Annotated in this window: 26 protein-coding genes; 21 read left to right on the top strand and 5 right to left on the bottom strand. The window is 39.8% G+C overall.

Going from position 1 to position 24,139, the window contains the following annotated elements; translation table 11 throughout:
• The first annotated feature begins 47 nt into the window (after positions 1–47).
• The 10 genes from RDV63_RS10895 to RDV63_RS10850 all read left to right on the top strand — a co-directional run bounded on the left by RDV63_RS10895 (position 48) and on the right by RDV63_RS10850 (position 9,800).
• A complete protein-coding gene (locus tag RDV63_RS10895) occupies positions 48–1,241 on the top strand; it encodes a trans-sulfuration enzyme family protein (protein ID WP_313909532.1) in 1,194 nt (397 codons plus the stop codon).
• A 199-nt stretch (positions 1,242–1,440) separates the two neighbouring features.
• Entirely contained in the window at positions 1,441–2,229 is a 789-nt protein-coding gene (gene phhA / locus RDV63_RS10890) for a phenylalanine 4-monooxygenase (protein WP_313909531.1), read from the top strand.
• A gap of 11 nt (positions 2,230–2,240) precedes the next feature.
• Entirely contained in the window at positions 2,241–2,576 is a 336-nt protein-coding gene (locus tag RDV63_RS10885) for a 4a-hydroxytetrahydrobiopterin dehydratase (RefSeq protein ID WP_313909530.1), read from the top strand.
• Between the two features lie 162 nt (positions 2,577–2,738).
• Positions 2,739–4,301, top strand: a complete 1,563-nt coding sequence (gene tyrR, locus RDV63_RS10880; protein WP_313909529.1) for a transcriptional regulator TyrR — start codon at positions 2,739–2,741, stop codon at positions 4,299–4,301.
• Positions 4,302–4,514: 213 nt separating this feature from the next.
• Entirely contained in the window at positions 4,515–5,588 is a 1,074-nt protein-coding gene (gene hppD / locus RDV63_RS10875; protein ID WP_313909528.1) for a 4-hydroxyphenylpyruvate dioxygenase, read from the top strand.
• Positions 5,581–6,714 (top strand): homogentisate 1,2-dioxygenase, encoded by a 1,134-nt coding sequence (locus RDV63_RS10870; protein ID WP_313909527.1) that lies wholly within the window; start codon positions 5,581–5,583, stop codon positions 6,712–6,714. Before hppD ends, RDV63_RS10870 begins: the two co-directional genes overlap by 8 nt.
• Positions 6,715–6,735: 21 nt before the next feature.
• The gene (locus RDV63_RS10865) at positions 6,736–7,755 is read left to right on the top strand and encodes a fumarylacetoacetate hydrolase family protein (RefSeq protein ID WP_313909526.1); all 1,020 of its coding nucleotides are present in this window, start codon (positions 6,736–6,738) and stop codon (positions 7,753–7,755) included.
• A gap of 120 nt (positions 7,756–7,875) precedes the next feature.
• A complete protein-coding gene (maiA, locus tag RDV63_RS10860; protein WP_313909525.1) occupies positions 7,876–8,514 on the top strand; it encodes a maleylacetoacetate isomerase in 639 nt (212 codons plus the stop codon).
• Between the two features lie 123 nt (positions 8,515–8,637).
• Positions 8,638–9,564 (top strand): chemotaxis protein CheV, encoded by a 927-nt coding sequence (locus RDV63_RS10855; protein WP_313909523.1) that lies wholly within the window; start codon positions 8,638–8,640, stop codon positions 9,562–9,564.
• A gap of 23 nt (positions 9,565–9,587) precedes the next feature.
• Positions 9,588–9,800: a hypothetical protein gene (locus RDV63_RS10850; RefSeq protein WP_313909522.1), complete on the top strand. Its 213-nt coding sequence runs from the start codon at positions 9,588–9,590 to the stop codon at positions 9,798–9,800.
• Between the two features lie 4 nt (positions 9,801–9,804).
• On the opposite strand, the gene RDV63_RS10845 is transcribed toward RDV63_RS10850, so the two are convergent.
• Genes RDV63_RS10845 through gloB form a run of 3 tightly spaced genes read right to left on the bottom strand, consistent with a single transcriptional unit; the run spans position 9,805 to position 12,731 of the window.
• Positions 9,805–10,284: a hypothetical protein gene (locus RDV63_RS10845; RefSeq protein ID WP_313909521.1), complete on the bottom strand. Its 480-nt coding sequence runs from the start codon at positions 10,282–10,284 to the stop codon at positions 9,805–9,807.
• Positions 10,285–10,311: 27 nt separating this feature from the next.
• The gene (locus RDV63_RS10840) at positions 10,312–11,910 is read right to left on the bottom strand and encodes a LysM peptidoglycan-binding domain-containing protein (RefSeq protein WP_313909520.1); all 1,599 of its coding nucleotides are present in this window, start codon (positions 11,908–11,910) and stop codon (positions 10,312–10,314) included.
• A gap of 59 nt (positions 11,911–11,969) precedes the next feature.
• Positions 11,970–12,731 (bottom strand): hydroxyacylglutathione hydrolase, encoded by a 762-nt coding sequence (gene gloB / locus RDV63_RS10835; protein ID WP_313909519.1) that lies wholly within the window; start codon positions 12,729–12,731, stop codon positions 11,970–11,972.
• Between the two features lie 39 nt (positions 12,732–12,770).
• Between gloB and RDV63_RS10830 the strand changes: the two genes are divergently transcribed.
• A complete protein-coding gene (locus RDV63_RS10830) occupies positions 12,771–13,538 on the top strand; it encodes a class I SAM-dependent methyltransferase (RefSeq protein ID WP_313909518.1) in 768 nt (255 codons plus the stop codon).
• Positions 13,539–13,692: 154 nt separating this feature from the next.
• Here the strand turns inward: RDV63_RS10830 and RDV63_RS10825 are convergent, their stop codons facing one another.
• A complete protein-coding gene (locus tag RDV63_RS10825) occupies positions 13,693–14,223 on the bottom strand; it encodes a DUF2058 domain-containing protein (RefSeq protein WP_313909517.1) in 531 nt (176 codons plus the stop codon).
• 154 nt (positions 14,224–14,377) lie between these two features.
• On the opposite strand from RDV63_RS10825, the gene RDV63_RS10820 reads away from it, so the two are divergent.
• From RDV63_RS10820 to RDV63_RS10810, 3 genes are all read left to right on the top strand, one after another.
• Positions 14,378–15,691: a DEAD/DEAH box helicase gene (locus tag RDV63_RS10820; protein WP_313909515.1), complete on the top strand. Its 1,314-nt coding sequence runs from the start codon at positions 14,378–14,380 to the stop codon at positions 15,689–15,691.
• A 162-nt stretch (positions 15,692–15,853) separates the two neighbouring features.
• Positions 15,854–16,066 carry a cold-shock protein gene (locus RDV63_RS10815; protein WP_313909514.1) on the top strand — a complete coding sequence of 71 codons (213 nt, stop codon included), beginning with the start codon at positions 15,854–15,856 and terminating at the stop codon, positions 16,064–16,066.
• A gap of 249 nt (positions 16,067–16,315) precedes the next feature.
• Complete coding sequence (locus RDV63_RS10810; RefSeq protein ID WP_313909513.1) at positions 16,316–17,035, top strand: DsbA family protein; 720 nt, start codon at positions 16,316–16,318, stop codon at positions 17,033–17,035.
• Positions 17,036–17,128: 93 nt separating this feature from the next.
• On the opposite strand, the gene dinB is transcribed toward RDV63_RS10810, so the two are convergent.
• The gene (dinB, locus tag RDV63_RS10805) at positions 17,129–18,193 is read right to left on the bottom strand and encodes a DNA polymerase IV (protein WP_313909512.1); all 1,065 of its coding nucleotides are present in this window, start codon (positions 18,191–18,193) and stop codon (positions 17,129–17,131) included.
• Between the two features lie 267 nt (positions 18,194–18,460).
• On the opposite strand from dinB, the gene glyA reads away from it, so the two are divergent.
• The 7 genes from glyA (at position 18,461) to nusB (ending at position 24,124) form a co-directional block, all read left to right on the top strand.
• Complete coding sequence (glyA, locus tag RDV63_RS10800; RefSeq protein WP_313909511.1) at positions 18,461–19,714, top strand: serine hydroxymethyltransferase; 1,254 nt, start codon at positions 18,461–18,463, stop codon at positions 19,712–19,714.
• Between the two features lie 64 nt (positions 19,715–19,778).
• A complete protein-coding gene (nrdR, locus tag RDV63_RS10795) occupies positions 19,779–20,234 on the top strand; it encodes a transcriptional regulator NrdR (protein WP_313909510.1) in 456 nt (151 codons plus the stop codon).
• Entirely contained in the window at positions 20,234–21,352 is a 1,119-nt protein-coding gene (gene ribD, locus RDV63_RS10790; protein ID WP_313909509.1) for a bifunctional diaminohydroxyphosphoribosylaminopyrimidine deaminase/5-amino-6-(5-phosphoribosylamino)uracil reductase RibD, read from the top strand. The genes nrdR and ribD overlap by 1 nt, the downstream gene beginning before the upstream one ends.
• Before the next feature lie 29 nt (positions 21,353–21,381).
• Positions 21,382–22,032 carry a riboflavin synthase gene (locus RDV63_RS10785; protein WP_313909508.1) on the top strand — a complete coding sequence of 217 codons (651 nt, stop codon included), beginning with the start codon at positions 21,382–21,384 and terminating at the stop codon, positions 22,030–22,032.
• A gap of 10 nt (positions 22,033–22,042) precedes the next feature.
• Positions 22,043–23,152: a bifunctional 3,4-dihydroxy-2-butanone-4-phosphate synthase/GTP cyclohydrolase II gene (ribBA, locus tag RDV63_RS10780; RefSeq protein ID WP_313909507.1), complete on the top strand. Its 1,110-nt coding sequence runs from the start codon at positions 22,043–22,045 to the stop codon at positions 23,150–23,152.
• Positions 23,153–23,228: 76 nt separating this feature from the next.
• Positions 23,229–23,693 carry a 6,7-dimethyl-8-ribityllumazine synthase gene (ribE, locus tag RDV63_RS10775; protein ID WP_313909506.1) on the top strand — a complete coding sequence of 155 codons (465 nt, stop codon included), beginning with the start codon at positions 23,229–23,231 and terminating at the stop codon, positions 23,691–23,693.
• A 17-nt stretch (positions 23,694–23,710) separates the two neighbouring features.
• Entirely contained in the window at positions 23,711–24,124 is a 414-nt protein-coding gene (gene nusB, locus RDV63_RS10770) for a transcription antitermination factor NusB (protein WP_313909505.1), read from the top strand.
• Positions 24,125–24,139 lie beyond the last annotated feature (15 nt).

Raw genomic sequence — 24,139 nt, 5'->3', positions numbered from 1 at the left:
TCTGCTATCTATACTGCATCTATTATCCTTAAAAAGGAGTGCGGTTTATGTCAAATGAAATTAAAAATTTAGAAACACTATGTATCCATGCCGGTAAAATGAAGAATGAGCATGGCGCTTTAGTTACGCCTTTATGTCAAAGTTCTACTTTTATATTCGATAGTGCAGAGCAAGGGGCCGCTCGGTTTTCTGGTGAAGAAGAAGGTTATATATATACCCGATTAGGTAATCCAACCACACGCGAGCTAGAGCTGAAAATAGCCGCTTTAGAGGGCATGGCAGATGCCGCTGCTACAGCTACTGGTATGGGCGCAGTTGCTGCAAGTACCATGGCATTTTTACAGCATGGAGATCACTTAATTGCTAGTAAAGCTATATATGGCTGCAGCTTTGCTCTTTTTAATCATATGTTTGCTCGTTACGGTATCGAAGTTAGTTTTGTTGATATGACAGACCATGCGGCGGTTGCAGCAGCCTTACAACCTAACACCAAAATGTTATTTGCCGAAACCCCGATTAACCCTAACATGGTAGTATTAGATTTAAACTTTATTGGACAATTTTGTCAGCAGCATGATTTAATTTCAGTTGTTGATAATACCTTTATGACACCTTTACTGCAGCAGCCAGCAAAATTCGGTATTGATATTATTATCCATAGTGCTACTAAATATTTAAATGGCCATGGTGATGTTGTAGCAGGGTTAATAGTTTCGGATAAAGAAACAATTCATACCATCAAAATGACCACCTTAAAAGATATGGGCGCCACTATCAGCCCGCATGATGCCTGGTTAATTATTCGTGGTTTAAAAACTTTATCGGTTAGGATGGAGCGGCATTGTAGTAATGCACAAAAAGTGGCTGAATACTTAGAGGCACATCCTGCTATAGCAGAAGTATTTTATCCAGGTTTAGCATCGCATTCCGGGCATAAGTTCATAGGTTCGCAAATGAAAGCCGCCGGTGGTGTGGTAGCATTTGAATTAAAAGCTAACCTTGAACAAGGCCGATATTTTATCAATCAATGTCAACTATTTAGCTTAGCTGTTAGCTTGGGTGATGCGGAATCACTTATACAGCATCCTGCCTCTATGACTCATAGCCCATACACTGCCGAAGAACGTCAGATGGCGGGCATTAGTGATGGTTTGATTCGGATCTCTGTGGGCTTAGAACACGCAGATGACTTAATTGCTGATTTAGAGCAAGCATTACAAAAAATGCAGCAACACCAATAAAAGTAGCTGCTAGCGATAGCCTGTATCTTTTTCTTTACGTAGCTATAGATAACTTTACAGCGCTATTCGCGCAGTTGTCATTAACTCTTAGCGCACTATCGACTAGTATCGAGCACAAGCAGCTAACCGCAAGCGAGCGATAATGATAAGCGGGCATAGCAAAATATTGGTGTTTTTATAAATTGTGCAACAGGTAGTTATGACTAATTATGTATCAAGACAATCTGATGAAAATGGCATTATTGCTTGGTCAGATGAAGAAAACCAAATATGGCACGAGCTAATTACTCGTCAATTAGGCGTAATAGAAGGCAAGGCCTGTAATGAGTTTATGCACGGCTTAACCAAACTAAATCTGCCAACAGATCGGATCCCACAATTAGAAGAAGTCAGCAGTGTGCTGCGTGAATGTACCGGCTGGGAGTGTGCAGAAGTTCCAGCTTTAATCAGTTTTGACAAGTTCTTTCAATTGTTAGCGAATAAACGCTTTCCAGTCGCTACTTTTATACGCTCTCGTGAAGAGTTTGATTATTTACAAGAGCCGGATATCTTTCATGAAATTTTTGGCCATTGCGCCATGTTAACTAACCCAGCCTTTGCTGAGTTTACTCATATATATGGCAAACTAGGCTTAGCTGCTAGCAAAGAAGATCGTGTTTATTTAGCGCGCTTATATTGGTTTACCATTGAGTTTGGATTATTAAATACACCAGAAGGGCTGCGTATTTATGGCGGCGGTATTTTATCCTCACCAGCTGAAACCATTTACGCCTTAGAATCTGATGTGCCTGAGCGTAAACCGCTTGAGCCGATAGATGTATTAAGAACGCCTTATCGTATTGATATTATTCAACCTATATACTTTATGATTGAAAAAATTGAACAGTTATTTGAAATCGGTAGTTTAGATATGATGGCCCTAGTTGAACAAGCCAAAAAACTGGGGTTACACCCAGCTAAATTTCCGCCCAAACAAAAAATAAGTTAGGAAACTTTACTATGTCTGAATTAAATAAAATGAAATGCGAAGCTTGTCATGCTGATGCACCCAAGGTATCAGATGCAGAACTACCAGAGTTAATGCGACAAATACCAGATTGGACGCCAGTAACGCATAATGGAATTTTACAATTAGAGCGTGAATACAAATTTAAAAACTTTAAGCTTGCTTGGGCTTTTCATAATAAAGTGGCTGAAATGGCCGAAGCCGAAGGCCATCATCCGGCACTGTTGTTAGAGTGGGGCAAGTTAAAAGTAACTTGGTGGTCACATTCTATCAAAGGCTTGCATAAAAATGACTTTATTTGTGCAGCAAAAACCGATGCTTTACTGTAAAGGCTAACCTGCCACAACAGCAAAGTAGTAGCCGGCTACTACTTTGCTTATCTAGTCTCCTCGCTACTCTTGTTCATAATTCTTTACAATATAATTAGTCTAGTTTGCTAAAAATGCCGTATTATAGTCAGTTATTACTATTGGCTGGAGGTTAGGCTAAAAATGCGTTTAGAAATTCAATGTCAAAATAGACTGGGATTAGCGCAAGAGGTCCTAAATGTGTTGGTTGGTTACCAATTAGATTTACGAGGAATTGAAGTCGATCCAGAATTAAATCGAATGTATGTCTCTTTCCCAACGGTTAACTTTGAGAAGTTTCAGGAGTTAATGGCAAAAATACGCCGTATAGAAGGGATAGATGATGTTAAAACCATGGCTTTCTTGCCATCGGAGCGAGAGAGAAACGAGTTAACTACCGTTTTAAAAACCTTACCAGATGGCCTTATTGCTATAGATGTTAAAGCAAATGTTACTGTAATAAACGATGCAGCTTTAGAGGCTTTATCGGTTAGTCGGGCAGAGATAAAAGGCCAATCGTTACAAAGCATGGTTAAAGGCTTTAATTTTCAGCGTTGGTTAGAAAGTGATGATGTTTTAGCGCAAACACGGCGCATAGAAATACATGGCAAACGATTTGTCGCCGATGTGTTGCCTGTTATGGTGCCCAGCGATTCTGCCAATGAAATTTTAGCCGGTGCTGTTATTAACCTTAAATCGGAAAGCCGATTAGGTTTGCATATGGTTGCTTTTAATAAGGGTGACCAAGAAAGCTTTAACACCTTGCAGGCTCATAGTAATGTAATGCGTAAAGTGGTGCGTGAAGCGAAAAAAATGGCACAGCTAGATGCGCCTATATTAATAATGGGTGAAACCGGTACCGGTAAAGAGTTGCTAGCTCGTGCTTGTCATGCTGCTAGCAGTCGGATAAACAAACCTTTTTTAGCTTTAAATTGCGCTTCATTGCCTGATAATGTAGCAGAGTCAGAGCTGTTTGGTTATGGCGCTAATGCATTCCCAGGTACTACAGAAGCCAAAAAAGGTATTTTTGAACAAGCTAATGGTGGTACGGTATTTTTAGATGAAGTTGGCGAGATGTCTTCGCAATTACAAATAAAACTGATCCGCTTTTTGCAAGATGGCAGTTTTAGGCGTGTTGCTGATGAAAATGAAGTTAAAGTAGATGTTCGCGTTATCTGTACTACCAAAAAAGACTTACCGACTATGGTGCAAGAAGGTAAATTTCGCGAAGACTTATATTATCGTTTAAATGTACTTAGCTTAACCTTGCCGCCGCTTAGAGAAAGAAAACAAGATGTTATTCCATTAGCAGAGTTTTTTATCGCGCGATTAGCCGCAAGACTTGGTCGTAAAGTGCCGCATTTAACGAGTGACTGTGGTCAATTTTTGCAAACTTATCCATGGCCTGGCAATGTTAGGCAATTAGAGAATGCGCTGTATCGCGCCATAACGTTATTGGATGATGTTGAATTAGATGTCGAACATCTACAGTTGCCAAGCTATAACAATGATTATGGTTATTTAGAGCAAGATTTTGATGGCACCTTAGATGAAGCAGTAAAGCGCTTTGAAGCCAATCTATTGCGCAAGTTATTTCCTGCTTACCCAAGTTCACGACAGTTAGCTAAAAAGTTGGGGCTTAGCCATACTGCGGTCGCCAATAAACTGCGCGATTATGGTATTAATCGCAAGAGTGTAAAGATTTAATTGCGATCTGTTTACTTAACTGTACTGCGTAAAAGCCAATAAAGTCATTTATTGGCTTCTTTTTAGTTGAATTTGCATAAAAACTCTATCTGTAATCATATGTTTACGGGTTTTTTGCTTAATGCTGCTAAAACCTGCGTGAGGCTGATGGCTTCCTTTTTAATTTTGCTAGCGCATGATAGAGGAAACAGAAACATAACAGGAAATATAAACATGACTACTAACATTAATCCTTTAGGTACCGATGGTTTTGAATTTGTGGAATATACAGCTGCAGATAATCAAGGCATTGAAAACCTTAAAAAACTATTCTTCTCACTTGGTTTTACTGAAGTTGCTCAGCATCGTTCTAAGCAAGCTTGGCTATATAAACAAGGTGATATTAACTTTATTATTAATGCTGAACCAAACTCACAATCAGAAAGCTTTGCTGCTAAGCATGGCCCAAGTGTTTGTGCCATGGCCTTCAGGGTAGAAGATGCCGCTAAGGCGTTGCAACATGCAGTTGCTAATGGTGCAAAAGAATATAAAAACCAAGTTGGCCCTATGGAGCTGAATATTCCTGCGGTTTACGGTATTGGCAGTAGCTTGTTATATTTTGTTGACCGCTACGGTGCAAACTCAGTGTATGACATCGACTTTAAGTTTTATGATAACTGGCACGCCAAAATGACCGAACACAGCGCTGGCTTAGAAGTGCTAGATCATTTAACGCATAACGTTATGCGCGGTAATATGGCAGTTTGGGCAGGCTTCTATGAGAATATCGGTAACTTCCGCGAAATTCGTTATTTTGATATTGAAGGTAAGTTAACAGGTTTAGTATCAAAAGCTATGACAGCACCTTGTGGTAAAATTCGTATTCCAATTAATGAATCTTCAGATGATAAATCACAAATTGAAGAGTTTATTCGCGAATATAAAGGTGAAGGTATTCAGCATATTGCGCTTAGCACTGAGGATATTTATCAGACAGTACGCACTTTACGTGAGCGTGGTATGGACTTTATGTCAACACCAGATACTTACTTCGACAAAGTAAACGAGCGTGTAGAAGGCCATACTGAAGATGTAGATCAGTTACGTGAGTTAAAGATACTGATCGATGGCGCACCAATGAAAGATGGTATTTTATTGCAAATTTTCACTCAGACAGTTATTGGCCCCGTTTTCTTTGAAATCATTCAGCGCAAAGGTAACGAAGGCTTTGGTGAAGGCAACTTTAAAGCGTTATTTGAGTCTATTGAAGAAGACCAAATTAAGCGTGGAGTAATATCAAATGCGTAAATGGGCATCTTTTCCGTTAAAGGAAGGTGATGTTTCAAGACAAGCACATGCTGATTTTCCAGAGCAAGCTATCTACGAGCGGGAAGCCGGTCGTAGTGGCTTCTTTGGTCCAGCAACGCACTTTCATCACCAACATGCACCAACAGGCTGGGTTGATTGGGAAGGGCCGTTACGGCCGCATTTGTTTAACTTTAATAATGTAAATAACAACCAAACTAGCTCGCCTTGGGCAGTGCCTAATTTGTTATCAAATGCTCATGTCAAAATGCGCATCTGGCGTTTAGATCAAGCTATGACCAAATTAGTGCGCAATGCTGATGGTGATGATTTGTTGTTTATCCATGAAGGTAGTGCTGATTTATACTGCGATTATGGCCATTTAAGCGTACGAGATGGTGACTATATTGTAATCCCAAGGTCAACCATGTGGCGCTTAGAGCCTAAAGAGCCAATGTTTATACTGTTAATTGAGGCTACTAATGATAGCTACCAATTACCAGAAAAAGGCTTAGTAGGGAATCATGCTATTTTTGACCCAGCTATGCTGGATACGCCCAAAATAAATGCTGAGTTTAAAGCCCAATATAGTGAAAAAACCTGGCAAGTAGACATGAAACGGCACGGTCAAGTATCAACTATTACTTATCCATATAACCCGTTAGATGCAATTGGCTGGCATGGTGATTTATCGGTGATGCGTATTAACTGGCGCGATATTAGACCGTTAATGAGCCATCGCTATCATTTACCGCCTTCTGCCCATACTACTTTTGTTGCCCAACGTTTTGTAGTTTGTACCTTTGTGCCAAGGCCAATAGAAAGTGATCCTGGTGCGTTAAAAGTACCTTTTTATCATAATAATGATGATTATGATGAAGTGCTATTTTATCATGCGGGTGACTTCTTTAGCCGAGATAATATTGATAAAGGCATGGTAAGTTTTCACCCAGCTGGCTTTACCCATGGCCCGCATCCTAAGGCGTTTGCTGCAGCTCAGCAATATAAGAAAAAGTTTACCGATGAAGTAGCCGTGATGTTGGATACGCGAGATGCACTGGAAATGTCAGATGCTGCACTGGCGACTGAAGATCCAGAGTACATCAATAGCTGGAAGGCTAAAGGATAAACCTTTACTTAAGGAATTAGAATGAAATTAGCGAGTGTAAAAAATGGCAGTCGCGATGGCTGCTTAGTGGTAGTTAGTCGTGATTTAACACGCTGTGTAGCTATACCAGATGTAGCTAACACTATGCAGCAGTTAATCGACAATTGGACTGAATTAGCGCCAAAAGCAGAAGCAGTTTATCAAGCACTAAATCAAGGCTCGGTTACTAATAGCCAAGCCTTTAATGCGGCTGATTGTGAGTCGCCATTGCCACGTGCTTATCAATGGGCTGACGGTAGTGCCTACGTAAACCATGTAGAATTAGTGCGTAAGGCGCGTAATGCAGAAATGCCACCAAGTTTTTGGACCGATCCGCTAATGTATCAAGGTGGTTCAGATGACTTTATTGGCCCAGCTGATGATATCTTAATTGAAAGTGAAAGCTACGGTATTGACTTTGAAGGTGAAGTTGCCGTTATTACCGACGATGTGCCTATGGCATGCTCGGCCGAGGTAGGATTAAGTAAAGTTCGTTTATTAATGCTAGTGAACGATGTATCTTTACGTGGTTTGATCCCGAATGAACTAGGTAAAGGTTTTGGCTTTTTTCACTCCAAACCTGCTTCAAGCTTTAGCCCAGTAGCGGTTACGCCAGACGAGCTAGGTGATAAGTGGCAAGATGGTAAGGTTCACTTGCCGTTACTATCAACTTATAACAATGCACTATTTGGTAAGCCAAATGCAGGCATTGATATGACTTTTGATTTTGGTCAATTAGTCGCTCATGCGGCTAAGACTCGCAACTTAAGTGCCGGTGCTATTATTGGCTCAGGTACAGTATCTAATAAACAGGGGACTGAATTTGGTACAGCCGTAACTGAAGGTGGTGTAGGCTACAGTTGTATTGCAGAAATTCGCATGATTGAAACTATTCGTGATGGTAAGCCTAGTACTGAGTTTATGAAGTTTGGTGATACGATTCGCATCGAAATGTTAAATGAGCAAGGTGAAAGTGTTTTTGGTGCTATTGACCAAAAAGTGGTTCAGTACCAAGCAAAATAATTTAAAAATAAGCTAGTATGCGCTAAGGCGCCATTTAAAAAAGCTGTCTTTTAGACAGCTTTTTTATGGATTATTTCTGGTAAACTGGATTTAATAAATTTTCAATAAAGAGGCATTAACATGAAACTCTACGGTTATTGGCGTTCATCTGCAGCATATCGAGTACGTATAGCTTTAAATTTAAAACAGCTTAGCTATGACAATATACCAGTTCATCTTGTTAAAAATGGTGGTGAACAACATAGTGTGGACTATAAAGCCCTAAACCCAGCTGAATTAGTGCCTACTTTGTTGGATAATGACCTTAGCTTAAATCAGTCCTTAGCCATTATTGAGTATTTAGAGCAAAAGTACCCAGAGCCAAGAGTATTACCTACAGATGCTGCTGCTAAAGCTCAGGCTCGTGCTTTAGCGCTAGATATAGCTTGTGATATTCACCCATTAAATAACCTAAGGGTATTACAATACCTAACTGGGCCTCTGGCATTGTCTGATGAACAAAAGCACGCTTGGATCATTCATTGGTTAGAAGTAGGTTTTAGTGGTTTTGAGCAACGTTTAGCAACTTGTGCTGGTCAGTTTTGTGTTGGTGATGAGGTAACTATGGCTGATATCTGTTTAGTGCCTCAAGTCTATAATGCTAAACGATTTGGTTTGGACATGGTGCCATACCCACGTATTAACGCTATTGTTGAACATTGTCAGCAACTAGAAGCTTTCAAGTTAGCTGCACCTGAAGCACAGCCTGACGCCCAATAAATAGACTATAGTTATAACTATCTAACTATGTGTATTAAAAATTAAACTAGATTATTTATCTCCTTTTAGGCTTTGCTCTGGTAATCTGTTTGTATAATTAAGTTGATTTAAAGGTATTTAGCTATGAGCAACATGATGAGCTCGGTTAATCAACGTACTAACCTAGTGGGCAATAATCGCTTAGAGTTATTATTATTTCGTTTACACGGTAAACAGTTATTTGGTATTAACGTGTTTAAAGTACGAGAAGTATTACAGTGCCCAGAATTAACGGAAATGCCAGGTGCTAGCAAACATGTCCGTGGCATCGCCCATTTACGCGGTGTTCCAGTAATGGTTATTGATTTAAACCAAGCTGTTGGTGGTAAACGAATTGAAGATTTATCGACAGCCTTTATTTTAGTGACTGAATATAATAGGCATACACAGGGCTTTTTAGTAAATGGTGTTGAGCGCATCGTTAATATGAAATGGGATCAAATTTTGCCCCCGCCTCAAGGAGCCGGCACTTCACATTACTTAACTGCTGTGACTGAAATTGATAAAAACTTAGTGCAAATTATTGATGTTGAAAAGGTATTTGCTGAGATAAGCCCTGCAGATGAAGTAGTGAGTGATAAAGTGAAAAGCCATAGTGCGGATCGCGATTTTGCTAATATTACGGTGTTGGTAGTAGATGACTCTGCTGTTGCTCGTAATCAAGTTAAGCGGGCGTTAACTAGTGCTGGGATCACTGTAGAGCTAGTTAATGATGGTAAATCTGCGCTCACTTGGTTACAGAATAAAGCTGAACAGCTGGACTGTAACATTGCTGATGTTGTGCCTATAGTTATTTCTGATATTGAAATGCCAGAAATGGATGGCTATACCTTAACTGCAGAAATTAAAGCTGATCCAGATTTAAAACTCATTCATGTTGTGTTGCATTCATCGTTAAGTGGTATTTTTAATCAAGCTATGGTGAAAAAGGTTGGAGCGGATGACTTTATTGCTAAGTTCCACCCAGATGAGCTGGTATCTGCGGTACAAAAGTGGTTAATGAACGAGTAAGGGCATAAATAATGATGTTTTGCATGCCTAAGAGATTGATTAATAAAGCCTTAGTTTATATAGGGCTGTTTGGTGTTTTATTTCAGATAAGCGCTTTTGTATTTGCTTGGTGGCATGATATAGGTATGCAGCTAAGTTGGTTATTAACTTTAGCTGGGCCTTTATTATGCATAGTGTCGGGCATAACACCTGCTTTGCAACTACAAAAAGAGCCTGAAGCTAAACAGGTTAATTAAGGTGCTAGCGGCGAGGTTTAAACATACCTTCTACTCGAATTTCTTTAATTCCCTGCTCAGTAAAATAAAAGTTTATTTGGCCAGGACCGCGGCTAAATTGAAACTGCTCATTATTAACTTGCAGAATATATTTACCGCGAGCCTGACTTTTTTCATCTTTATACAATTGAATTTTATGCTGTTCTAAATTGTAATCAAAACCAGTAACAGGCTGATTAATAAAATCAGGTACCCAAACAAATTCCTCATCTTGTAAGATTATAACCAGAGAATATTTTTTGGGTACAGAGGGGACATTGATACTTTGTCTACCAACAATAAATCGATAAAAACCGTCCTGCCGATAATAGCTAAAACCAAAGTCAAAGCTTTCGGTTCGGCCATTAGCTAGCATGACAGAGCCGGTGCCATCTAGATCAAATTGAGCCATAACATGGTGTGAGCTAAATAAGAGTAGTAGTAAGCAATAGCGAAGTACCTTCATTATTTATCTCCTATTTATTATGGCAGCTTAAACACGAGTTACTTCAACTTGCAGCTTTAAAGTTTGCCCAGGTTGAATGTAACTACTTTGATTTATTTGATTCCACTTTACTATATCGGCAACACTAATACTAAAACGTTGTGCAATACGCGCTAAGGAATCACCTTTACGCACTTTATAAGTGACAGTACGAGTTTTACTTGTCGTTTTAGCTTGGGCCGTTTGTAAAATAACTACTGTTTGGCCTAGCTGCAGAGGGCTATTTTTATTAATGCCATTCCACTTAGCAATATCATCAATGCTAACTTTAAACTCACGACTTAAATCCCATAAGGTATCACCTTGCTTAATGATATATTCTGACTTTTGCTGTAATTCAGGCTGATTATTTGCATAGCTAGTATTAACTATAGCTGTATTGTCATTAATTGCGGCCGTAGTTGGGATCAGCAAGTGTTGGCCTAAACGGATAGTGTTGTTATTTAATTTATTAATACGCTGGATGGCTGATATAGCCGTATTATGTTGTAGCGCAATTTTACCTAAGGTATCACCTTTAACTACAGTGTAGCGCTGCCAACGTAACCAGTCATGCTCTGGTGTTGCAGCTAGTTGGCTTTGAAACTGTTGTTCAGTGCCAATAGGTAAAACTAGTGCATGTGGGCCATCAGGATCTGTTGCCCATTGCTTAAAGCCAGGGTTTAATGCTTGTAATTCAGCTACACTAATATCAGCCATTTGTGCCGCTATGGTTAAATCAATTTGACTATCTACTTCCACTACACTTATTTGTGGCTCATTAGGGATAAACTTCCACACTAGCTCAAATTCGTCTGGTCGCTGTAAAATGTCGACTAAAGCTAGCAGTTTAGGTACATAAGCGGTAGTTTCTGCCGGTAAGTCGAGTGACCAAAAATCAGTAGGTAAACGACGACTTTTGTTACGTTTAATGGCACGTAAAATACGGCCTTCACCTGAATTATAAGCAGCTATGGCATTTAACCAATCACCTTCTAAAGTGTCATGTAAATAGGTTAAGTAATCTAAAGCGGCATGGGTAGATGCAATAACATCACGTCGGCCATCATACCAAAAGTTTTGTTTTAAACCAAAACGTTTGCCGGTAGCCGGCATAAATTGCCACATACCTGCAGCTGCAGCATGTGAATATGCAAAAGGATCAAAAGCACTTTCTACTATAGGCAGTAAGGCTAATTCTAAAGGCATATTTCGTTTTTCAAGCTCTTGCACTATATAATATAAAAACGGCTGGGCACGGCTAGAAATACGATCAAGAAAAGATTGGCTAGCAGTGTATAGGTTGCGTTGTTCAACTATTGGTCTAGTTTGTGGTACCTTAAAACTTAATTGAAATTGTATTCGTTGCCATAAATCTTCTAGCTCAGCAGCATCAGGCTGGACAGGATCAGGCGGCATACCACTTAGCCACAGTTGATTAGCAATGTATTCGGCACTTGCTGCCTGGCGCAGGTGAGCGTCAGCTGGTTTTTGTTTGGTAATAGAATTCACTGTATTAACAGCTGGAGGAGAATTATCAGTATTATTTTGGCTAACACATCCTGTGAGGATAGCTATAGCTGCTAATGCAGAAGTTTTTTTAAACATGACTTCATTCCGAGTTTAAAATATAAAGAGTACCGACTAGCCACTTAGGCAACCCAGCATTAAAATGTATCTTTAGCTACTCTGAGCTTAGTAAATAAATCTAGAGCAGAATCTGCCTGCCATTTACGTTGTAATGCTTTGTTTTCACAGCGTAGAAAGGGATTAACTTGCTTTTCTATGGCTAGAGTTGACGGCAGGGTTGGCTTTTGTTGCTGCCTTAGCTGTTCACATTTAAGCTGATAATCCATAATAGCGATATTATCAGGTTCGGCATAAGCGGCAAACGCTAAATTAGATAATGTATACTCATGGGTACAATATACTTGAGTATCTTCAGGCAAATCAGCCAAGATAGTTAATGAATTAAGCATTTGTTTAGGTGTACCTTCAAATAATCTACCACAGCCAGCGCTAAATAAAGTATCACCGCAAAACAGTACCGGCGCTGAATAAAACGCTATATGACCTAAAGTATGGCCAGGTATGCTAAGCACAGTAAAACTAAGCTGCATCTGGTTGATAGCAAGGGTATCTTGGTCATGCATAAGTTCAGTTAAGCCGGCTATTTTCTGCTGCTCTGCTGCCGGTCCAATGACACGAACATCTGGCCAATCTTGGCGTAAAGCGGCAATGCCACCGATATGGTCATGATGATGGTGAGTAATTAAAATGGCCGTTAGCTGTTTATTCTGTTGCTGTAAAAATGCTTGGACGGGTTTTGCATCACCAGGATCGACAACAATGCAAAAGTCATTATTTGGCTGGCATAATGCCCAAATATAGTTATCCTGAAATGCTGCAATAGGGGTAATAGAAAACATAAGGAACACCAAGCTAATTAAATAAGGTGTTAATTTAACATGAAACCAGCATTAAATGAAAAAGATAGCGGTTTACCTACAGATTGGCATCAGTTTGGCCAAGGTGAGTTATTGGCTGAACATATTAATCAATTATTACAGCCATGGTGGCAGCAAATTTTTGGCTATTATTTATTAAAAGTAGGTGACTTAAGCAGCGCCTTAGACAGCCGAAGCTGTAAAGCCCAGCACCATATTAATATTGGTTACAATACTAATAATGCTTTAATTAAAGGCCAAGCAGATGCTTTACCTATAAGGTCGTTGAGCGTTGATGCTGTACTGTTAGCGCACAGCTTAGAGTTTGTCAGCGATCCGCATCATGTGGTGCGTGAAGCGCATCGCGTACTTATGCCAGATGGTTATTTAATAATAACTGGTGTTAATCCTATTAGTTTAGTGGGTGCGTTAAGTGCTATGCCATGGTTACACTCAAAATTTCCATGGAGCGGTCGTTTTTTTAGTATATCGCGAGTAAAAGACTGGTTGCATTTAGTCGGGTTTGAAGTGCTAAGCGAACAACGCTTTTTTTGCTCCACTATGTTAGGCAGCAAGCAATTGAAAGATAAGGCAGAGCAGAGTATGGCTGATGCTAAGCTACAAGCTTGGGTTGAAAAGTATTTAGCCTGGTTTGGTGCTAGTTATTTACTGGTCGCAAGAAAGCGCGAACTGCCGTTAACGCCTATTCGGCCTAAATGGCAACTTACACCGCAATATGCCAATCAAGTAAAAGGGGTAAGCGCAAGGCAGGGCAGTACTAATAATTAAATTGCGTTAGTTTTTGTATTTGCCGCAGCGAGTGTCATATATCTGTATTTACAAGACTCTGTTAACCCATGCCTAATCAGAGCCTACTGATTGCAGTGCCGTTCTGACAGTAGGCAGGGTTATAAGATAAAGTACGCTGTTACAGCTTAATTAGTTACCACATTAAATCGTCAGGAACTTGGAATTCTGCGTAAGGATCGTCTTCTTCTGGTTGTTGCTGCTTAACATTTAATAGCACAATACTTTCTGGCTGGCGCTGGCTAATTTTTTCGGCAACGGCAGCGGGTACTAGTGCATAGTTGTCATCTTGTTTTGCAATAGCCACTAAGCCACGGCTTAATTCATCATGTAGCTTAGCATTAACATATAATCGCTTAACTAAGGTGCCGTCGGTAAAGTTATAAGCCACTTCACCTTTAGCGCTAATGGAATGGGTTTCTATTAATTGCTTAACTTGCGCCGCTATGGCTTTTTGCTGTAGTAAAGCTTGTTTTTCTTGGTTAAGTTGGCGGTCTCGCTCAACTTGTTGCTGGCGCTTTTGTTCAGCGAGTAAACTTGCTTCGTTTACCACTGTTTTTTTACCCGCTTGCACTTTTTGTTTATGTTTATCTTTTTTAATAGCTTTTAATTTTTTCGCATCGGCTAAACCGGCTTTAAGTAGCTGATCTTTTAATGCATTACTCATGATAATTCCTATTTAAATAAGCGGTAAGGTTGCAAGTTATGCTGAATTTAGTTGCTATAGTAACGTAAACTGGTGCTAAGCATAAATCAAACTAACCGATTTATAGTAGTATCGGTTATCATATAGCAGTAAATTTAAGGATACGAGGTCCACATTGCCATTTAAAGATTTATCGCTCGACCCAAGACTGTTGCGCTCAGTACAGCACTTAGGGTTTGTTAAGCCAACCGAAATTCAACAAGAAGCTATACCAGCAGTTATGGTAGGCCGTGATTTAATAGTGTCATCAAAAACCGGCTCAGGTAAAACTTTAGCTTATTTATTGCCTATGATGCAGCGGTTATTAAAAAGTCGGGCTTTAACCAAACGTGACGCTAGAGCGTTAATTTTAGCGCCAACTCGTGAACTTGCTAAGCAGGTTTATGCTCAATTACGTTTGTTTGTTGCCAATACACCTATTTCTTCGGTATTAATTGTTGGTGGCGAAAACTTTAATGATCAAGAGAAAATATTAAAACGGCAACCAGATGTAATAGTGGCGACACCTGGCCGCTTTGTTGATCATTTAGAGCATAAATCGGTGTTTATTAATGGTTTAGAAATGCTGATTTTAGATGAAGCCGATCGGATGTTGGATTTAGGCTTTTTAGATCAGTTAACCCATATTAATAAAGCGGCTGATCATAGATTACGGCAAACCTTGATGTTTTCTGCCACTTTAGATCATGCTCAGGTTAATCAGCTAGCATTAGGCTTATTAAAAAATCCGTTTCGAGTGGCTATTGGTGCCGGTTATGAACAGCATCAAGATATTAAACAACGCTACTATTTTGCTGATCATTTACCACATAAAGAAGCGTTATTAAAACACTTTTTAACCACAGAATCTATTGATCAAATGATTATTTTCACGGCTACACGCAGTGATACTGAACGTTTAGCCGAGTTTTGTCAGCAACTTGGTATTACAGCAGTAGGCTTAAGTGGCAAGCTAAGCCAAAGTGCCCGTAATGCAGTGATGCAGGCTTTTGTTACAGGTAAATATAAAGTTTTAGTGACAACTGATTTAGCCGCGCGTGGTTTAGACTTATTAAGTGTGTCGCATGTAGTGAACTTTGATTTACCAAAGTATGCTGAAGAATATGTCCATCGTATCGGTAGGACAGGCCGTGCTGGCGCAAAAGGCCAAGCAATTTCTTTGGTTGGTCCCAAAGATGTGGTTAGTTTACAGCAAATAGAAGCTTTTTTACGTCTAGAAACCGAATTTAGCCAAGTACCAGGTTTAGAGGCTAAATTTGATGGTAAAGAAAAGCCAAAAGTTGCCATAAAGCCAGCGGTTAAAAAATGGCCTAAACCAGCCAAACCTCTAGCAAAACAAAATGCTGAGAAAAAACCGCAAAAAGCGGCGCCAGTCTTTTTTCAACCAAGTACTGATGGTTTATCACCGCCAAAACGAAAAAAAAAATAAAAATGACTATGCTCCTTTATTAAACAATATAACTGCTACACTCAATTGGATGACAACGAAACTTTGTTATCAAGAATGTTCGGTTTCAAGTAGTTATGCTAAAAGGCCGGTATTATTTTAGTCGCCAGTAGATGGGCAAATTAGTTAAAGTAAGAGAGTATTATGTCAGATTTAATTACAGGTTCAGTTAAGTGGTTTAATGAAGAAAAAGGCTATGGTTTTCTTGAGCGTGAAGGTGGCAAAGATGTGTTTGTTCATTTTCGAGCTATTAATGGCACTGGCCGTAAAACACTTCTTGAAGGGCAGCAAGTTACTTTTGAAGTAACCGAGGGTCAAAAAGGTCCACAAGCTGAAAACGTAACTGTTATCGGTTAAGCCGATTAAGTTTGATAAAAAGCCGACACTAGTCGGTTTTTTTATAGCCTAAAGAAAGTTATTCTTGCTAATTGTTAATAAAGCCGTTAAATATCGCTTATAGCTAAGCCAGCCAAGCTAATACGCTTGGCTCTAGTATGATAGCAATGCTAAATGTTGCTTCAATCGAGTGCAGGCTGTATTTTTAATTTTAATTATTGTGCCGCGGCTTATTGTTCAACTTAGTTTATATGTTTTAAAGGATTTATGATGAAAATTAAAATCGCGCTATTAATTATAGCCTCGGCTCTTTTTGTGTCAGCTTGTTCTAAAGATAAAAGCAGCGAAGTATTAGTTAGCGCTAATCAAGCTGCTACAGTGCAAACCGCTGTTAAGAATGACGATAAGGCTAGCAGCAAAACTAGTTTAGTGGCTGCAGTACCTAATATTACTTATAAAGAAAATGTTCATTATAAGATCCTAAATAACATTAATACTGATAATGTTACGTCGCCAATGTTAGTTGAGTATTTTTGGCTTGGTTGTCCACATTGTTATAATTTTGAAGAAACCTTAGACGAATTAAAGAGCGCAATTCCGCAACTTACAGTGTTAAAAAAGCCAGCTGCTTTTAATCAGCGCTGGGCTCAAGATGCCACGATTTATTATGCATTTAAAGAAATGGGCGAATTGCAGCATCTATCTGCATTATTTGAGTTGTATAATAAAAACAATAATTTATTAACAAGTGAGCTTTTTAATGACTTCTTAAAATCCAAGCAAATCAATGTAGACGAATTTTTTGAGCATATTAAAAATAGTGAAACTATTAAGTCGAGCATTCAGGAAAATATTACTGAGATGGCTGAGAATGACATTACCGGTGTGCCAGCAGTGGCAATTAATGGTAAATATTTAATTTTAATGTCAGAAGATATTAAATCTATGGAAGACTATTTAGATTTAGTTCGTTATCTATTAAAAAAATAACCAAATAATCTACTAACAATAAAGCTAAGCTATTTATTGAGCGACCGTTGTTACTTTGTTTAAATAACGACGGTTAGCTATAAAAACTAACTGTTAAAACGGTAAATTAAGTTGGTGTAATGCACCAGTATTGAAACCTATCTGAATACCCACAAGACGAACACTGTGCTGCTGTCTACGTTGCCATGCCTCTTCAAGCAGTGGTAATAAATTGTTTAAAGTTAGGGCTATACCTTGCTTTTCTACCGTAGTTTGCCGAAAGTCATTAAACTTTAATTTAATACCAATTTTATTGATAGGTGAATATTGGCCTGCAGTACTAGTTTGATATTTTGCTAAACGCTGCTCTAATTTAGGCACTAAAGTAGCAAGGGCTGTTACACAGGCAGAAAAATCGGTTAGGTCTTGCTCTACTGTGGTTTCAATTCCTAGCGATTTACGCTGTATGTTATGGAATACTTCTCGCTCATCAATGCCTTGACTACGTTTTAGCAAGCTATCAGCCATGCTACCAAAGTGCTTAATTAAGGTAGCTAAGGGTACTGTTTGAATATCAGCGCATAGATGTAAGCCAAGTTTAGCCAGGCGTTCAGCCGTTTTAGCGCCAACACCAGGTAGCTTTTTTAGTGGTAAACTAGCGACAAACTTTGCCACTTGGCAAGGTGTAATAACAAAGATGCCATCAGGCTTATTTTCATCACTGGCAATTTTGGCTAAAAACTTATTAGGCGCTACGCCAGCAGAAGCAGTTAGGCCAGTTTCTTGTTTAATAGCTTGGCGAATGTTATTAGCAATCAGGGTGGCGCTGCCACAGAACAGCTTGCAGTCTGTAACATCTAAATAGGCTTCATCTAATGATAACGGCTCAATTTTGTCGGTATAACGATAAAATATCTGTCTTATCTGTTGGCTAGCTAAGCGATACTTATCCATATTGCCTTTAATTAAGGTTAAATGTGGGCATAATTTTAGTGCTTGATGGGTAGGCATGGCGGAATGAATGCCAAAAGCTCGAGCTGGATAGTTACAGGTAGAAATAACACCGCGAGCTTGGCGAGAACCGCCAATGGCAATGGGAATATGGCGCAGCCTTGGATTGTCGCGCATTTCTACAGCAGCAAAAAAGCAATCCATATCTATATGTATAATTTTGCGCACGGGATAACCATCACTGTTTATTTAACCAGTATTTTAGTCGGCAGTAGTTAGATTGTAAAGCAACACATGACTGTTAGTTGCTTAAGTAATGAAGCTTAATAATACAATTAAGTTGAGCTGTCTAGATGGCTTAAATCTTGGTGCAAAAAACAATTTTTCAAGGTAGAATAGAGCCTATTTTATTAAAGCTATTATTTTACTAGAACAACTATAGTGTTAATTGAATTTTGAATAAAACTAAGCGTGTAAGGCGCGCCAGGAGAGAGCATGTTAAAGCGTGATATGAATATTGCCGATTTTGATCCGGAATTATGGCAATCTATTGAAGATGAAACCGCCCGTCAAGAGGCTCACATTGAGTTAATAGCGTCAGAAAACTATGTTAGTCCACGTGTATTACAGGCTCAAGGTTCACAGTTAACCAATAAGTATGCTGAAGGTTACCCACATAAGCGCTATTACGGCGGTTGTGAATTTGTTGATATTGCAGAAGATTTAGCTATATCTCGGGCTAAAGAGTTATTTGCAGCAGATTACGCTAACGTGCAGCCGCACTCAGGTTCTCAGGCTAACGCTGCGGTGTTTTTAGCCTTACTTAACGCTGGTGATACTATTTTAGGTATGAGTTTAGCCCATGGTGGTCACTTAACCCACGGCGCTTCAGTTAGCTCATCAGGTAAGTTATATAATTCAATTCAGTACGGCTTGCACCCAGAAACCGGTGTGGTTGATTATGATCAAGCAGAAGCCTTAGCATTAGAGCACAAACCAAAAATGATTATTGCTGGTTTTTCTGCTTATTCTGGTGTTATTGATTGGCAACGTTTTCGTGATATAGCCGATAAAGTAGGGGCTTATTTATTTGTAGATATGGCGCACGTTGCCGGTCTAGTGGCGGCGGGTCTTTACCCAAACCCAGTGCCTATCGCTGATGTGGTAACCACCACTACCCATAAAACTTTAGCAGGCCCTCGTGGTGGTTTAATTTTAGCGCGCAGCAATGAAGCCATTGAAAAGAAATTAAACTCTGCAGTATTTCCTGGCACTCAAGGTGGCCCGTTAATGCATGTTATTGCTGCTAAAGCTGTTGCTTTTAAAGAAGCCTTACAGCCAGAGTTTAAAGTCTATCAGCAGCAAGTATTAAATAATGCTGTTGCTATGTGTGACGAAATTCAAAAGCGTGGTTATAAAGTGGTTTCAGGTGGTACGCAAAACCATTTGTTTTTATTAGATTTAATTGATAAAGATATTACCGGTAAAGATGCCGACGCGGCTTTAGGGTTAGCACATATTACTGTGAATAAGAACTCAGTCCCTAATGACCCACGCTCACCATTTGTAACCAGTGGTTTGCGTTTAGGTACGCCTGCTATTACGCGTCGTGGTTTTAAAGAGACTGAATCACGTAAAGTGGCTAGTTTAATTTGTGATATTTTAGACAATATGGGTGATAACGCTGTTATTGAACGTGTTAAAGCTGATGTTGCTAAGTTATGTAGTGACTTTCCAGTTTATGCTTAATAGATAATAAACTGCTATTATGGCCGCACATGCGGCCATTTTTCTATCTGGATGAGGCTTATTTATGTATTGCCCTTTTTGTAATGCGGATGACACTAAAGTTATTGATTCACGTCTAGTTGCCGATGGCCATCAAGTCCGCCGGCGTAGAGAATGCTTAGCCTGCCACGAACGCTATACAACTTTTGAGACAGCAGAGTTAGTTATGCCAAGGGTAATAAAGCGTGATGGTTCTCGTGAGCCATTTAATGAAGATAAGTTACGTAGTGGTTTATTGCGATCATTAGAAAAAAGGCCAGTGCCTACCGAGCAAATTGAGCAGTTAATTCAAAAAATAAAATCACAATTAAGAGCGACAGGAGAGCGTGAGGTCTCTAGTCAATTTTTAGGTAAGCTTATTATGGATGAGTTAGTAGTAGTAGATAAAGTGGCTTATGTCCGTTTTGCTTCTGTTTATCGCTCATTTAAAGATATTCGTGAGTTTGGTGAAGAGATTGCTCGGTTGGGAGAGAATAGTTAATGCTTAGCGAGCAAGATAAGCATTGGATGCAGCGCGCTATAGAGTTAGCTAGGCAAGGGCGTTTTACTACCAGCCCTAATCCTAATGTTGGTGCTGTGATTGTTAAAAATAATAATTGTATAGGTGAGGGTTATCATCAACAAGCAGGTGGTCCTCATGCTGAAGTTTTTGCTTTACAACAAGCGGCCGCAGCAGCCAAAGGTGCAACCTGTTATGTCACTTTAGAACCATGTAGTCATGTTGGCCGTACTGCGCCTTGTGCCCAAGCACTTATTGATGCTGGTGTAAGCCGGGTAGTTGTTGCGATGCAAGATCCTAACCCGCAAGTTGCAGGTAAAGGTATAGCCTTACTTGAAGAAGCGGGCATTAAGGTTGAAGTGGGGTTGCTGGCCGAGCAGAGCAGAGCGTTAAATGCTGGCTTTTTATCGCGGATGGAGCAAAAAAGACCTTTTGTGCAATTAAAGTTAGCGGCTAGTTTAGATGGCAGAACAGCATTAGCTAACGGCGTCAGTAAATGGTTAACAGGCGCAGAAGCAAGGGCAGATGTGCAACTGTACCGTGCCCAGAGCTGTGCTATTTTATCTACAGCAACAACAGTGTTAACCGATAATGCGCGTTTAAATCTAAGGGCAGAAGAGCTAAGCAGCAGCGTTCCTCGTTTAAATAATGGCCTGTTACGGCAGCCAAAAAAAATCATTTTAGATCGCCAACATTTGCTAACAGGCCAAGAAGCCTTGTTTAATGACCAGACAGAAGTGTTGCAGTGTGTGACTAGGCTTGAAAACAGCAAGCTAAAACCCCATAACGCTACACAATTGCTGTGTAAAACAGCTAAGGATGGCCGCTTTGATCTAGTGGCTTTGTTACAGCAATTAGCGACAGAGCAACAGCTTAATACCTTATGGGTAGAAGCAGGTGCAACCTTGGCAGGAAGTTTAATTAGCCAGCGCTTAGTGGATGAATTAATAGTGTATATTGCGCCAAAATTACTAGGTAATTTTGCACAACCTTTAGCTGTGCTAGATAACTTCACCAGCCTAGAGCAAGTGCCAACACTAACTTGGCACAGCCTAACTAAAGTTGGTGCTGATATTAAACTTACAGCTCGATTTAATTAAGCTAGCTATGACAGCGCTGTAGGAGACTTATGTTTACGGGAATTATAGAAGCAGTAGGCGACATTAGCCGAATACAGCAACATGGTAATGATTTAGCCATCACTATTAGCAGTCACAGCTTAGATTTTACTGATGTTAAGCTTGGCGATAGTATCGCCAGTAACGGCGTGTGTTTAACTGTTACTGGGTTATCGCAACACAGTTTTACTGCTGATGTTTCAGCTGAAACCTTAGCCTACACTCAATTTGGTCAGTATCAACTAGGTCAAAGGGTTAATTTAGAAAAAGCCATGTTAGCGACCAGTCGTTTTGGTGGTCATATTGTTAGTGGCCATGTTGATGGTGTGAGTAAAGTAATAAAAATAGAACAAGAAGGCCGAGCCTTACAAGTTTGGCTTTCCATGCCAGCTGCAATAGCCCGTTATATTGCTCATAAAGGTTCGGTAACTGTTGATGGCATTAGCCTAACCGTTAATAGTGTGCTGGCAGATAGCTTTCGTTTAACTATAGTGCCACATACTGCAGCACAAACCACAGTGTCACAGTTAAAAGTAGGCACTAAAGTTCATATAGAAGTGGATGTCATTGCTCGTTATTTAGAGCGATTAACCGATGTGAATCACCCTGAGCAAGCGCCAGGTGTGACTAAGGCATTATTATCTAAGCGCGGCTTTTTATAAAAGGTTTATTATGCAACTGAATACCCCAGCTGAAATTATTGAAGATATTCGTCAAGGTAAAATGGTTATCTTGATGGATGATGAAGACCGTGAGAACGAAGGTGATTTGGTGATGGCGGCAGAATATGTCACGCCAGAAGCGGTGAACTTTATGGCAACCCATGGTCGGGGGTTAATTTGTTTAACTTTAACCCAAAAGCGTTGTCAGCAGCTTGCCTTACCTTTAATGGTTGATGCTAATAAATCACCATTTTCAACTAACTTTACCTTATCGATTGAAGCTGCAGAAGGCGTAACTACAGGTATTTCAGCAGCAGATAGAGCGCGTACTGTTAAAGCAGCCGTCGCCCGAGATGCTAGGCCAAGTGATATTGTCCAGCCAGGCCATATCTTCCCATTAATGGCTAAAGATGGTGGAGTTTTAGTACGTGCTGGCCATACTGAAGCAGGCTGTGACTTAGCGCGTTTAGCTGGTCTTGAACCTGCCGCTATGATTGTTGAAATTCTAAATGAAGATGGCACCATGGCGCGTCGTCCTGATTTAGAAATATTTGCTAATAAACACCAAATTAAAATTGGTACTATTGCCGATTTAATTGAATACCGTAATTTGCATGAAACAACTATAGAGCAAGTAGCAAGCTGTCAGTTATCTACGGAAGTAGGGGATTTTAAGCTAGTTACCTTTAAAGATACTATTGATAATCAAGTACATTTTGCTTTAGTTAAAGGTGAAGTAGTGGCAGACAAGCCCACTTTAGTCCGGGTGCATTTACATGATACCTTTAGCGATTTATTAATGGCCAATCGGGCGGCTAATCGCAGTTTCCCGCTGCATACTGCTATGGCCCGTATAGCTAAAGAAGGCGGAGTTTTAGTGTTGCTAAGTAAGCATGAGTCTACTGAAACTTTAATTCAAACTGTGCAAAACTTTGAAGCCGAAGATAAAGGGGCCATACCACCGAGTACACCACAAGCTGGAACTTCACGTACAGTTGGAGTTGGATCACAAATTTTAGCCAGTTTAGGCGTTAAGCAAATGCGCTTATTAAGCCAGCCGAAAAAGTATCATGCTTTATCTGGCTTTGGCTTAGAAGTAGTGGATTATGTTTGTGACTAAAGCTTATGCAGATTTAAACAGAGTTGTGTTATTATCCACGACTATTTTCAGCAGCTATTGATTTTGAGGGCTTGCAATGCAGGTAATTGAAGCGGGACTTTCTGCTAACGGTAGTAAATTTGCTATTGTTGTCGCACGGTTTAACAGTTTTATTGTTGAAAGCTTATTAGAAGGTGCAGTTGATACGCTGCAGCGTATAGGTAATGTTGATGAGCAAGATATTACGGTGATACGGGTACCTGGTGCCTTTGAGTTACCGCTAGCTGTGCAACGCGTCGCTGCCAGTAAAAAGTATGACGGTATTATAGCTTTAGGCGCTGTTATCCGAGGTGGTACTCCGCATTTTGAGTATGTATCTGGAGAGTGTACTAAAGGCATAGCGCAAGTGTCGATGCAATATGATATCCCTGTCGCTTTTGGTGTGTTAACGGTTGATACTATAGAGCAAGCAATAGAGCGAGCAGGTACTAAAGCGGGCAATAAAGGCTGTGAAGCGGCCATGTCTACGCTTGAAATGGTTAATTTACTTGCTCAGCTGTAATTAAAAGAGAATTTTACATGAAACCAAACGCCCGCCGTCAGTCGCGTTCTCTTGCAGTGCAAGGGATTTATAGCTGGCATGTTAGTAAAAACCCAATAACTGAAATAGAACAGCAGTTGTTGCTTGAAAACAATGTTAAGCATATTGATGTTGGTTATTTTCAAGATTTAGTACGTGGAGTGGTTAAATATCATGGCGTATTAGACGACATGTTAAAGCCTTATTTAGCTCGACCTTTTGAAGAAATAGATTTTGTTGAAAAAGCCATTTTGCGCGTTTCAGCCTATGAACTCAAATATCGTTTGGACGTACCTTATAAAGTGATTATTAATGAAGCCATTGAGTTAGCTAAAGCCTTTGCTGCTGATGATAGCCATAAGTTTGTTAATGGTATTTTAGATAAAGCGGTACGTGATTTACGGCCTAGCTAAAAGGAGAGCCGACTT

It is taken from the genome of Rheinheimera sp. MMS21-TC3 (assembly GCF_032229285.1).
GTDB lineage: Bacteria > Pseudomonadota > Gammaproteobacteria > Enterobacterales > Alteromonadaceae > Alishewanella.
Note: the sequence above shows the minus strand (reverse complement) of the source record. Positions and strands in the feature narration are given on the sequence as shown.